This is a genomic window from Oerskovia sp. Root918, assembly GCF_001428945.1.
In the GTDB taxonomy this organism is placed as follows: domain Bacteria; phylum Actinomycetota; class Actinomycetes; order Actinomycetales; family Cellulomonadaceae; genus Oerskovia; species Oerskovia enterophila.
Map to the genome: position 1 here is coordinate 824984 of NZ_LMJG01000001.1, position 12359 is coordinate 837342.

Annotated in this window: 12 protein-coding genes; 8 read left to right on the forward strand and 4 right to left on the reverse strand. The window is 72.8% G+C overall.

The features are described 5' to 3' along the window. Positions 1-188: 188 nt before the first annotated feature. From ASE27_RS03545 to ASE27_RS03555, 3 genes are all read right to left on the reverse strand, one after another. A complete protein-coding gene (locus ASE27_RS03545; protein ID WP_056645838.1) occupies positions 189-1172 on the reverse strand; it encodes an endonuclease domain-containing protein in 984 nt (327 codons plus the stop codon). 521 nt (positions 1173-1693) lie between these two features. Further along, complete coding sequence (gene greA, locus ASE27_RS03550; protein WP_056645841.1) at positions 1694-2176, reverse strand: transcription elongation factor GreA; 483 nt, start codon at positions 2174-2176, stop codon at positions 1694-1696. A gap of 459 nt (positions 2177-2635) precedes the next feature. Then, a complete protein-coding gene (locus ASE27_RS03555; protein WP_082608456.1) occupies positions 2636-3127 on the reverse strand; it encodes a DUF4307 domain-containing protein in 492 nt (163 codons plus the stop codon). Positions 3128-3293: 166 nt separating this feature from the next. Between ASE27_RS03555 and mca the strand changes: the two genes are divergently transcribed. Genes mca through ASE27_RS03570 form a run of 3 tightly spaced genes read left to right on the forward strand, consistent with a single transcriptional unit; the run spans position 3294 to position 5594 of the window. Further along, positions 3294-4163, forward strand: a complete 870-nt coding sequence (gene mca / locus ASE27_RS03560) for a mycothiol conjugate amidase Mca (RefSeq protein ID WP_056646692.1) — start codon at positions 3294-3296, stop codon at positions 4161-4163. Continuing rightward, on the forward strand, positions 4160-4600 hold the full coding sequence (locus ASE27_RS03565) for a hypothetical protein (RefSeq protein WP_056645844.1): 441 nt from the start codon (positions 4160-4162) through the stop codon (positions 4598-4600). Before mca ends, ASE27_RS03565 begins: the two co-directional genes overlap by 4 nt. 1 nt (position 4601) lies before the next feature. After that, the gene (locus ASE27_RS03570) at positions 4602-5594 is read left to right on the forward strand and encodes a carbon-nitrogen hydrolase family protein (protein ID WP_056645848.1); all 993 of its coding nucleotides are present in this window, start codon (positions 4602-4604) and stop codon (positions 5592-5594) included. Between the two features lie 70 nt (positions 5595-5664). Here ASE27_RS03570 and ASE27_RS03575 read toward each other — a convergent pair whose 3' ends face one another. Then, positions 5665-6339: a hemolysin III family protein gene (locus tag ASE27_RS03575; RefSeq protein WP_235534472.1), complete on the reverse strand. Its 675-nt coding sequence runs from the start codon at positions 6337-6339 to the stop codon at positions 5665-5667. Positions 6340-6752: 413 nt separating this feature from the next. Between ASE27_RS03575 and ASE27_RS03580 the strand changes: the two genes are divergently transcribed. From ASE27_RS03580 to ASE27_RS03600, 5 genes are all read left to right on the forward strand, one after another. Further along, the gene (locus ASE27_RS03580) at positions 6753-7514 is read left to right on the forward strand and encodes an isoprenyl transferase (RefSeq protein ID WP_056645851.1); all 762 of its coding nucleotides are present in this window, start codon (positions 6753-6755) and stop codon (positions 7512-7514) included. Between the two features lie 168 nt (positions 7515-7682). Then, positions 7683-8189, forward strand: a complete 507-nt coding sequence (locus tag ASE27_RS03585) for a MarR family winged helix-turn-helix transcriptional regulator (RefSeq protein WP_056645854.1) — start codon at positions 7683-7685, stop codon at positions 8187-8189. After that, positions 8186-8791: a CE1759 family FMN reductase gene (locus tag ASE27_RS03590; protein WP_056645857.1), complete on the forward strand. Its 606-nt coding sequence runs from the start codon at positions 8186-8188 to the stop codon at positions 8789-8791. The genes ASE27_RS03585 and ASE27_RS03590 overlap by 4 nt, the downstream gene beginning before the upstream one ends. A 176-nt stretch (positions 8792-8967) precedes the next feature. Beyond that, entirely contained in the window at positions 8968-10866 is a 1899-nt protein-coding gene (locus ASE27_RS03595; protein ID WP_056645860.1) for an alkaline phosphatase, read from the forward strand. Positions 10867-11092: 226 nt separating this feature from the next. Continuing rightward, positions 11093-12349, forward strand: coding sequence for a hypothetical protein (locus tag ASE27_RS03600; RefSeq protein WP_056645864.1), 1257 nt, complete (start codon positions 11093-11095; stop codon positions 12347-12349). Positions 12350-12359 lie beyond the last annotated feature (10 nt).

Here is a 12359-nt window from a genome sequence, read left to right on the forward strand (position 1 = left end):
GGGGTTGAATCGCTGAGACGGCCCCCGTTGGCCGCATCTCGAGGGTGGCGGCCGTGCGCCGGCGCCTGCGCTCTCCGGCGACCGTGGGTGTGGGTGTGGGTGTGGGCGTGGGGCCCGGGCAGGGCCGGGCCCGGAGCCAGGCCCGGAGCCAGGCCCGGAGCCGGAGCCGGAGCCGGAGCTGGGGCCGGTCAGCGTCGAGCGACGACGACACGGGCGCGCACCGGGGTGTCGGGAGCGTCGGAGAGCCGGCGGAGGTCCACACCCTGGTCCTCGAACGCGGTGATCAGCCGCCCGCAGGTCGCTTCCCACGCCGTGAGCACGTCCTGCGAGTAGAGGACGATCACCCGCCATCCGAGCCGCTCCATGTTCTCCCGCCGGGCGACGTCGCTGCGCATCTGATGCTGGGACGAGTAGTGGTGTGCGCCGTCGTACTCGATCGCGATGCGCGCCTGCGGCCAGCACATGTCGGGACGCGCGACCCACTGGTCCTCGGCGAGCAGGTCTGCCCCGACCACCGGGCACGGGAAGCCTGATGCGACCAGCTGGAGCCGGACCCGCGTCTCCATCGGGGAGTCGACGAACGACCGGGCAGCGGCGAGCGCAGTCCGCAGGGTCTGCCGCCCTCGCCCCCTCACGAACCAGGACAGTGCGCGCTCCAGCTGGAGGCGCGTGGTGGCCGGGTGGCGCAGACCGAGGACCGCGTCGGTCAGGACGACGAGGTCCTCGACTGTCAGGTGGGCACCTGTGCCGGTCCCCGTCATGCTCCCGAGGTCGAGCCATGTACGTGCCGGGACGGTCACCGGAAGCTGTCGCTGTCGGAAGGAATGCCGGGCGATCGCCCCGGAGTGCCCGACGATCAGCGCCGCCTCGCGCGGTCGTAGCCCAGCGCGGCTGGAGACGTGCAACCTCTCGAGCGGTCGATGGTGCGCGGGCAGAGGCAGTCCCAGGAGAGCGGCCGCCGTGAGGTGCGAGAACGTGTCCCCGTCCCGGAAGGTCAGCGCGACGGCTCGGCAGAGTGCTTCGAGATCGTCGGCGGAACTGGCCGCCATACGTACCCCGCGCACCGGCGCGTGCAGCGCAGGGTGGCGAAGCTGGTCGCGCGTGCACCCGACCGCGTAGGCGTCGGCCACGAGGAAGGGGGTGGGCGGGAGCCGGACGAGGGCAGACGGCACGGGGAGAGGCTCGCAGATCCGGGCGTCCTCGTGGGGTCGGTCGTGGGTCCTGTGGATGACGGGCTAGGCCGCGAGGGGTGGCCAGGGCCCGACCCTGGGATCGAGATGCGGCCAACGGGGGTCGAACTGCCGAGATGACCCCCGCTAGCCGCATCTCGCTGGGGCACCCCGAGTGTCGGTGTCGAGTACCGAGGCTCGGGCCGTGGCCCGCCGCCTGCTCGGCCGTTCGACTGCTCGACATCGCCGCCTGGCGCGCCGGGCGCCGACCACGTACCCGCGACTCGACTCGGCGGGGGCCCTGCGGCGCACGCCGCACGCCGCACGCCGCGAGCCGCAAGCCGCAAGCCGCGCGCGGCGCCCCGGACGCACGCCGCGTGTCGCGCCCCATGCCCCGGATGCACGCCACCTGTCGCCACCACGCCCCGGACGCACGACGGCCCGGGAACCGTTGCGGTTCCCGGGCCGTCAGGGGTGCGTCGAGCCTGCTCCGGCCGGAGCGGCGACGCCGGTGTGCAGCGAGGTCAGGCCTCGAACGGCTTGGCGGCGAGGATCTCGACCGCGATCTCGTTCCCGTTGGGAGCCGTATAGGAGACCTTGTCGCCGATCGAGGTGCCGTTGATCGCGGCGCCCATCGGGGACGTGGGGGAGTAGACCCGGATGTCCGTGCCGCCGGCGATCTCGCGCGAGCCGAGCAGGAAGGACATCTCCTCGCCGGCCACGTTCGCGGTCACGACCATGCCGGGCTCGACCTTGCCGTCGTCCGGGGGCGTGCCGATCTGCACGTTGCGCAGCTTCGCGGTGAGCTCGCGGATGCGCGCCTCGTTCTTGGCCTGCTCCTCGCGGGCGGCGTGGTATCCGCCGTTCTCCTTGAGGTCGCCCTCGTCGCGGGCGGCGGCGATGCGCTCGGCGATGTCGGTGCGGCCAGCACCGGACAGGTGAGCCAACTCGGCCTGAAGCCTGTCGTGTGCCTCCTGGGTCAGCCAGGTGACGCTGGTCTCGGTCACGGTTCGCTCCTTCCTTTCCTTGCGTTCCGGCGGCCGTCGTCTGTAGACGTGGCCGCACAGGGGGAGGCAGTGGGTGCGGGTGAGAGCGACTCCGCTGCCTGCCCGTGGTGGTGGCACCGACCGGTGGCCGGTGCCGCGTGGCGGGTTTCGCTGGTCCTGAAGCTTCTGGGGCAGCGTGAATCCCTCAGGATACCAAATGTCCGCTGCATCACACCGTTCCCTGCCCCCGCAGACCTCCGTGGTCTGCCCCGCGACCCGTCGTGGGACGCCTCCGAACCGTTGCGGGCGGCACCGCCCGCGGTCCCATCCTTGCACTGCTCACGGAGCGGCCGCCAGGAGCTCGTGCAGCCGGCTCCTGGCGCCGTGCCCGGCACGCGGTCGCAGTCTCTACGCCGGACGCCGGGCCCCGTCGACCACCCCCGGTCTCACCCCGGCGTAGGGCCCACAGCGCACCTGGCGTCAGGGCAGCGCGACGCAGCTCTCGACGATCCCGGTCGTGGCGAGCTCGGACGTGGCCACGCTCACGGTGTACCGGCCTTCGAGCTTGTCGCTCGGGCCGACGACCACCTTGACGGTCCCGACCTGGGCGTAGCTGTCGGCGAGCGCGTCGATCGTGCACTCGGCCTGCGTGCCGGGCTTCATGGAGACCTGGAACGTCACGTCGATCTGCTCGGAGCTGACGACCTTGAAGCCGAAGTCGTCGTAGCGCACGGGCGTGGCGGCCTGCCCCAGACCGATCCAGACCGTGACGGCGATCCCGACGAGCGCGGCGGCGACGATGCCCGCGATCGCCAGGCGGCGTCGCAGGGGCGTGGGCTCGGGCCCGTAGCGTCCTGCCGGGGGCCGCTGGCCCTCGCCGCGAGGCACGAGGCCGATCGGGTTCTCGTCCTCGTCGAGGGCGTCTGGCCCGGGGTTCGGGGAAGTTCCCAGCGGGGGCGTGCTGTTCGTCATGGTCGATCGACGTCCAAGGGTTGGGTGGACTACCTGCTCGTGAGTCATCATTGTCTCTGAACTTCTTCACCGCGAAGTACCCCCAGGAGGACCTGTGACCGAATCGACGGCGCGCCAGACCGCAGGATCGGCGCCCGGGACGGTCGACCGCGCACCGCTGCGCCTCATGGCCGTCCACGCGCACCCCGACGACGAGTCGAGCAAGGGGGCTGCGACGTCGGCCCGCTACGCCGCCGAGGGCGTCGAGGTCCTCGTCGTGAGCTGCACGGGCGGCGAGCGCGGCGACGTGCTCAACCCGAGCTTCGGCGAGCTTCCCGCGACCGCGGAGGGCATGGCCGAGCTGCGGCGCGCGGAGATGGCCGCAGCGGCCAAGGCGCTCGGCGTGAGCCACCGCTGGCTGGGCTTCGTCGACTCGGGGCTGCCCGAGGGCGACCCGTTGCCCCCGCTGCCCGAGGGCTGCTTCGCGCTCGTGCCGCTCGAGGAGGCTGCGGCGCCGCTTGTCGAGCTGGTCCGCGAGTTCCGCCCGCACGTCATCACGACGTACGACCCGAGCGGCGGCTACCCGCACCCGGACCACATCATGTGCCACAAGGTCGCGTTCGAGGCGTTCCACGCAGCAGGCGACCCGGAGCGCTACCAGGTCGAGGGAGGGGCGCCCGCGTGGGAGCCCGCCAAGCTGTACTACAACCACGACTTCTCGATGAACCGCATCCGCACGATCCACGAGGCCGTGGTGGACGCAGGGCTCGAGTCGCCCTTCAGCGACTGGGTCGAGTCGCGGGCCGCCCGCGAGATCCCCGAGCGTGAGGTCACGACGCGCGTCGAGGTCGCCCCGTACTTCCCGCAGCGCGACGCGGCGCTCATCGCGCACGCGACGCAGATCGACCCCGAGGGCTTCTTCTTCGCGATCCCGCGCGACCTCGAGGCCGACGTGTGGCCCTTCGAGGAGTTCGAGCTCGCCGAGTCGCGCGTCCCCACCACGCTTCCGGAGGACGACCTGTTCGCCGGCATCCGCACCGAGGAAGGTCTCGTATGAGCCCGACGCCGCAGCTCGCGGTCGATCTGTCGTCCCACCTGGCCGGAGGCCCCGGTTGGGCGGCGGGGGTGACTGCCGAGACGACGCCGTCTCCCGCGCCGACGACCGACGAGCTCCGTCCGGGGCTCGAGCCGACCGACGTGTCGCCCGGCCTCCCGGGCTTCCTCACGATCTTCGCGGTGGCCCTCGCGTGCGTGGTCCTGTTCCTCTCGCTGACCAAGCAGCTGCGCAAGGTCCGCTACGACGAGCGCGGCGCCGGGGCTGCGTCGTCGGGCGGGTCCGCAGCGACGGGAACGGCCGGCACGGCCGCTGACCCGGACCGTCGGGACGGCCTGTCGGACGCCGGCTCCAGCCGCGACGACGCGGGATCGAGCGACTCCGGGAGCAGCAGCGACTCGGGATCGAGCGGCGGCGACTCCGGCGGCGGCGGCGACTGACATGACGCAGACGCCGCACGGTCCGGTCCGGGTCACGATCGCCCAGATCGAGGTCTCGAACGACCATGCGGCGAACCTGCTCGTGGTGCGCTCGGCGTTCGCCGAGGCAGAACGGTTGCACGCCGATCTGCTCGTGCTCCCCGAGTACGCCTCGGGGTTCGACCCTCGGGGTGTGGGGATCGAGCACGCCGAGCCGCTCGACGGCCCGTTCGTCACGACGCTCCAGCGCTGGGCGAGCGAGACCGGGGTCGCGGTGATCGCGGGCACGACGATCCCGGGCTCCGGGGCCCCGCAGGGTGGCTCGGACGAGCAGGGCGGTGGGCCCACCTCGCGCGGCTCGACGTCCTCCGACGGCGCAGCCTCGGAGGAGGGCTCGGGCGGCGCACCGGTGAGCACCCCGGTCGCAGCGGCACCTGACCGCCCCACCCGAGCCGTCAACGCGGTCGTCGCGATCGACGCGCACGGTCGGCTGTCGGGCATCTACCGCAAGGTGCACCTGTACGACGCGTTCGGGCACCGCGAGTCGGACCGCCTGGAGCCAGGACCCGCCGACGCGCCGCCGACGGTCCTCACGGTCGGCGGCCTGACGTTCGGCGTCATGACCTGCTACGACCTGCGATTCCCCGAGGCGGCCCGTCGGCTGGTCGACGCGGGCGCCGACGTCCTGGTGGTCCCGGCCGCATGGGCCGCGGGCGATCTCAAGGCCGATCACTGGCGCACCCTGGCCCGCGCCCGGGCGATCGAGAACACCTCGGTCGTGCTCGCGGTCGGGCAGGCCGGCAAGGGCGTGACCGGACGGTCGCTGCTCGTGGGGCCCGACGGCCAGGTGGGGCTCGAGCTCGACGAGCGAGCGGGCCTGCGTACGGCCGACATCGACCCCGAGGCCCTGGCCGGGGTGCGCCGGACGAACCCGTCTCTCGCGAACAGGCGTTACGCCGTCGTGCCGGTTCCCGGCCCTGCCACGCAGCCGTACGAGCCGGACCCGACGCGGTGAGCGCGGCGCGGCCGTCGATCGACCTGATCGGCGGCGGCCGCCACGCATCCGGCCTCCCGGAGAACCGCGGCTAGGCGTTGAGCGCGGCGATCATGATCGCCGCGTAGTGGCACCCGAAGCCCACGACCGTCAGGACGTGGAAGATCTCGTGGAACCCGAACCACCGGGGGCTCGGGTTGGGGCGCTTGAGGCCGTAGACCACGGCGCCCAGCGTGTAGGCGAGCCCGCCGATCGCGACGAGCCACACGATCGCGGGGCCACCTGGCGTGGTCCAGAACTGCGGCATGTAGCCGACCGCGACCCAGCCGAGCGCGACGTAGATCGGGACGTAGACCCACCGCGGTGCGCCGAGCCAGATGATGCGCGCCGCGAGCCCGAGCAGCGCCCCGGACCACACGACGATCAGCAGGATCGTCGCGGTCTGCTTCGGCAGGAGCAGCACCGCGAGCGGCGTGTACGTGCCCGCGATGATGAGGAAGATGTTCGAGTGGTCGGCCCGGCGCAGGATCCCCGCGACCCGGGGAGACCAGGTCCCACGGTGGTAGACGGCGCTCGTGCCGAACAGCAGGCAGGCGCTCAGGCCGAAGATCGCGCACGCGACCTTGCCCGCGACCGGGGGAGCGAGGATCACCAGGACGATGCTCGCGACGAGGGCCACGGGGAACGTGCCGGCATGGATCCAGCCGCGCAGGCGGGGCTTGACCGAGTCAAGTGCGTCGGCGGCCTTCTCGCCGATGCTCGACAGGGCTTCGCCTGTCGACGCCAGCGTGTTCTCGACGGCGTCGCCTGCGGACGGGCGCTCGGAGGGTCGTGCCACGGAGAGACTCCTACTCGTTCTGCGTCGGGCCAGGGAGCGGGGTGTCCCTGACCCGGGGGGACTGCACGTGAGTCGACGTGAACGGCTCAGGAAACAACCTACGCCATCGTAAGTTACGTCACCGTAGGTAGCGGCCGCGGACTGTGAAGATCCTGCGCAAAGGCGCACCGCAGCGCGGGCGACTGGACATTTCGACCGTTGCCTCCGGTACCGTTTGGCGGGCGACCTGCTCGATCGTGACCTGCGGCCGCGCGGCTCGTGCCCCTCGTGCTCGTCGCGGGAGCGCCCCGGCCGCGCCGGCCCCCGTCGCTCCACTCCCTTCATACCGCTAAGGACCTCACGTGCGCATGCCCCACCTGCTCTACGGGCTGTACGAGCGACGACTGGCGACCTCGCTGCCGCGCGAGGCGATGCCCCGGCACGTGGGCGTGATCCTCGACGGCAACCGGCGCTGGGCCAAGTCGTTCGGCGAGACCGCTGCGACGGGCCATCGGCGCGGAGCCGACAAGATCGCCGAGTTCCTCACCTGGAGCGAGGACCTCGGCATCGAGGTCGTCACGCTCTGGATGCTGTCCACGGACAATCTCTCGCGCTCGCACGAGGAGCTCAGTGCGCTGCTCGACATCATCGAGGACGCCGTGCGTGACCTCGCCGAGACCGGCCGCTGGCGCCTGCGCGTCATGGGTCGCCTCGACCTGCTCCCCGAGCGTCTCGCGGCGGCGCTGCGCGACGCCGAGGAGCGCACCGCGGGGGTCGACGGCCTCCAGGTCAACGTCGCGATCGGCTACGGCGGACGCCACGAGATCGCGGACGCCGTCCGGTCCTACCTGCGCGAGCAGGCCGACCGCGGCGCGTCCCTCGAGGACCTGGCGGAGAACCTCGACGTCGAGCACATCGAGGAGCACCTCTACACCAAGGGGCAGCCGGACCCGGAGCTCGTGATCCGCACCTCGGGCGAGCAGCGGCTCGGCGGGTTCCTGCTGTGGCAGAGCGCGCACGCCGAGTTCTACTTCTGCGAGGCGTACTGGCCCAGCTTCCGCCGGGTCGACTACCTGCGTGCCCTGCGGTCGTACTCGCAGCGCGAGCGCCGGCTCGGCAGGTAGGTCCTCCGGGCACGGCGACCGCCCGTGCCGTCCTGACGGTCCGGAATACACCTCTCGCCCCGCCGGTTGTACCGCTCGAGTTCATACGAACGCATCTACCCGGGTGACGTGCGCCGACGAGGCGAGCGGCGCCGTCGGGCCGGTGCACCCCGCAGGATCGAGAGACGCATGCCAAGCCCCACCACCGCCCTCCCCGCCGTCCACGACCGAGCCACCACGCGCGAGGCCGCCGAGACCTGGGAGTCGCTCTTCCGCACCCAGGTCGCCCTCATGCGCCGCTTCCAGGCTGACGACATCTGGGAGGAGCTCACCATGCGCGAGTACGACGTGCTCTTCACGCTCTCCACGTGCCCCCAGGGCGGGACCCGGCTGCGTGACCTCAACGAGTTCGTCCTCATCAGCCAGCCCTCGCTGAGCCGCATGGCCGAGCGCCTCGAGCAGCGCGGCCTCGTGGAACGCGTCCCCGCGCCCGACGACGCACGCGGCACGATCGTCCGGCTCACCCCGGAGGGCGCGCGGCTCCAGAAGGAGATCGGGCGCAGGCACGTCCGCACGATCAGCGCCTACGTGGGCGGGGCCCTCGACGCCGACGAGCTCGCGACCCTCAAGGGACTGCTCGACAAGCTCCGGGGCGCGCAGGAGCACCTGCCCGCACGCGAGGGGAGCGAGGCGTGAGCGCGGGCTCCCAGGACGGGAGCGCCGCGGAGCCGACCGAGGCCCGGACGCTGAGCGTCGTCGCCGTCACGGGCGGGGTGAGCTTCCCCTCGACCACGCGCGCGCTGACCGACCTGCTGCTCGACAAGACCGTCGCGCGCCTCACGGCCGCGGGCGTCGCGGTCGACGCCCGGACAGTCGAGATCCGCGAGCACGCGCAGGACGTCGCGACCGCGACCGTCGTGGGCATGCGCAGCGAGGAGCTCGAGCTCGCGCTCAAGACCGTCGAGCAGGCCGACCTTCTGGTCGTCGCCTCGCCCGTGTTCCGCGGCTCCTACTCCGGGATCTTCAAGTCCTTCTTCGACCTCGTCGACTCGCTCGCGATGGTCGACAAGCCCGTGCTGCTCGCGGCCACGGGCGGCACGGCCCGTCACACCCTCGTGATCGACCAGGCGCTGCGCCCCCTCTTCTCCTTCATGGGCGACCTGATCGTGCCCACGGGCGTGTTCGCGTCCAAGGAGGACTGGACGATCGAGCTCTTCCCCATGCCGTGGCTCGACGAGCGCGCCGAGCGCGCCGTGGGTCAGCTCGTGCGGTTCGCGGACCTGCCCGCCGCGCAGTGACGGCCTGACCGGGCCGGGTCGTCCGCAGGCGTCTCACGGCCCGGCCGGACATTTACCCCATCTGTCCCCGCACGGCCTCTCGCCGTTCACCGTCGCGCCACCTCGACCCGCTTGGCTCTCAGGTGCCGGCCGGAACTCGACTCCGGACCGGACCAGACCTCGACAGGGAAGAGACCATGACTTCACGTGTACCGATGAAGTGGCTGCGGATCGCCGGAACCGGCGTCCTCGCTGCTGGTATCGCGATCTCCTCGACCACGCCGGCGCTCGCCGCGCCGTCCGCAGACCCCGGGGCGCCCGGACCGAAGAACATCATCCACCTCATCGGTGACGGGATGGGGTTCAACCAGGTCGACCTCGGCAGCCAGTTCGAGCACGGCCGCACGGCCTACCAGACCACCGTGAAGCCCGGCGGCGTCTCGACCCCGGTCCCCGGCCAGGCCGGCACGCAGGTGTACCAGGAGTTCCCGGTCGCCCTCGCGATGTCCACGTACCAGTTCGGCAACACGTACGACCCGGTCCAGAACTGGAGCAGCTTCTCCGCGCCGCTCAAGAACTCGACCGACTCCGCGGCCGCCGCCACCACGCTCGCGACGGGCGTCAAGACGCTCAACAACGTGATCGGCCAGGACGAGAACCACGAGGACCTCAAGACGGTCGCCGAGCGCGCGCTCGAGCTGGGCAAGGCCACGGGAGTCGTCACCTCGGTGCCGTGGACCCACGCGACGCCCGCGTCCTACCTGGCGCACAACGAGCACCGCAACAACTACCACGACATCGCCGCCGACATGATGGACTCGGGCGCGAACGTGATCTTCGGCGCGGGCAACCCCTGGTACGACGACAACGGCGACAAGCGCGCCAACCCCAGCTACAGCTACATCGGCGAGACCGAGTGGAACAAGCTGGTCGACGGCCAGTCGGCGTTCGACCTGGTCGAGTCCAAGGACGACTTCCTCGCTCTCGCCGAGGGCGACACGCCCACGCACGTCCTGGGCACCGCGCAGGTCGCGGGCACGCTCCAGGCCGACCGCACGGCGCTGAAGTCGGGCGACGTGCCGTTCACCGCCCCGCAGAACGACAACGTGCCCTCGCTCCCGCAGATGACGGACGCCGCGCTCAACGTGCTGTCCAACGCCTCGGACGAGGGCTTCTTCGTGATGATCGAGGGCGGCGCGATCGACTGGGCCTCGCACGACAACAACACCGCAGGAGCGGTCGAGGAGCAGGTCGACTTCAACCGGACCATCGAGACGGTCGTGGACTGGGTCGAGGAGAACTCGAGCTGGGACGAGACCCTCGTGGTCATCACGGCGGACCACGAGTGCGGCTACCTCTCAGGCCCCGCGGCGAACCCCGCCTGGACCCCGGTCCAGGGCGCGCAGGGCGAGGCGCCCCAGGTCAGCTGGAACAGCGGCGGCCACACCAACCACCTCGTGCCCGTGTTCGCCAAGGGCCCGGGCTCGGAGCTGCTCGCGGCGGCCGCGACGGGCACCGACCCGGTGCGTGGCGCCTACCTCGACAACGCCGACGTCGGCCGCGTCTCCAACGCCCTGTGGGCCGCGAACGACACCGACGGCATCCCGCTCCTCGCGACCGTCCCCGAGGCCGGTGAGGTCGGCGGCAAGCTCACGCTGTCCGTCGCGGACTTCGGTGCGGGCGTGGCGCTCACGGGCGGCGAGAACGTGGGCGACCGCCTGCGCTTCGCGGGCACGCTCCCCGAGGTCTCGGTGACGGACTCGCGGGCGACCGCCACGGTCGGCACGGGCGGCTGGACCGTCTCGGGCCAGTCGGGCGACCTGTCCTCGGGCCCGCGCACGCTGCGCGCCCAGAACCTCGGCTGGACCCCCGGCCTGGTCTCGGCCAAGGACGGCGTGATCGCGGGCTCGCCCGTGGCCTCGCTCCTGGGCGGCGGCACGGGCCTCGCGGCCCCGGCCACGCTCGCGACCGCGACCTCGGACAGCCGCCTGGGCACCACGACGGTCTCGGCCGACCTGGCGCTCGAGGTCCCCGTGGACACCCGCGAGGGCGACTACGCGGGCACCCTGACGGTCTCGCTGTTCCCGGTCGACTGACCGTCGTCACCTGACGGAGCCGTCGGGTCCCGGGTGCGCTGCGGCGCGCCGGGAGCCCGGCGGCCTCTTCGGGTTCCGCTCGTCGGTCTCTCGACGACGTCACGCACCGTGCGTCGTCGGGTGACCGCGGGCCGCGCCCGTCCTCCTGCCCGACGGCGCCACGCCCGTCCCGCTCGCGGGTCGCGCTGGGCGCGGGGCCACGACTCTTCCCGCTCGGAGCTCCTCGATGAACGTCACCCCCCGCCTCACGGCTCGTCCGCGCCGCGCCCCGGCCCGCCCGGCGGGCCCGGTCCGCCTGCCCGCCCCGGCGCGCGTGGCCAGGACGGCCGGCGCCGCAGCCCTCGTGGGCGCCCTGCTGACGGGCGCGCTCGCGGCGCCTGCCGGTGCGCTGGTCCTCCCCGGAACCTCCGTCGTGACCGGAACCGTCGCCGAGACGGGTGCGGCGCCGTCGGGCACGGTGCGCTCGACCGTGGACGGCGCTGCGGCCGCTGACAGCGCAGCCGCCCCGGCCTCCGGCGAGCAGCCCGCCGCGCGCACGACCTGGGCCGTCGAGCCCGCGACCGCCGAGGGGCCCGACGGACGCGTGTCCTACCGCGTGACGGTCGACCCGGGCGGCCAGGCCGTCGAGCACGTCACCGTGACCAACTTCAGCGACCACCCCGCGACGTTCGACGTGTACGCGAGCGACGGCGTCGTGACCGCGGACGGGCAGTTCGACCTGCTCTCGGCCGGCACCGCGCCGACCGACGGCGGCTCGTGGATCACGCTCGGCGAGGGCGAGACGGCGGGACCGAGCCAGCGCGTCGAGATCGCGGCCGAGTCGTCGGCGACCATCCCGTTCACGGTCGCGGTGCCCGCCGACGCGACCCCGGGCGACCACCCGGCCGGGGTCGTCGCCGCGCTGGCCCGCGCCGAGGGGGACGGATCGAGCGTCACGTTCGACACCCGTGTGGGCGCGCGCCTGCACCTGCGCGTCGCGGGCGACCTCGCCCCGGCGCTCGCCCTCACCGACGTCCGCGCGACGTACGAACCGAGCTGGAACCCGTTCGCGCCCGGCTCGGTGCGCGTCGAGTACTCGGTCGCGAACGAGGGCAACGTGCGCCTGGGCGCCGACACGCAGGCTGCGGTCGCGGGCCTGTTCGGCTGGAACGTGCGCGAGGTCGTGGCCCCCGCGCAGCGCGAGGTCCTGCCCGGGCAGGACGCGGGCGGGACCGTCGTGATCGACGGCGTCTGGCCGCTCGGCAAGGTCTCGGGGGACCTGGCGACGACCCCGCTCGTCGTGGGCGACGACGTCGTCGAGGTCACGCTCACGACCGCCTCGGCGACCTACGGCGCGTGGGCGCTGCCGTGGGTCCAGCTGGGGTCGCTGCTCGTGCTCGTCGGGCTCGTGCTCGCGGCGGTGCGCGCACGTCGCCGGCGCGAGGCGCGCACGCAGGCGCGGATCGATGCCGCGGTCGCGGCCCAGGCCGCCCAGCGCACCTGAGGGAGCGTGG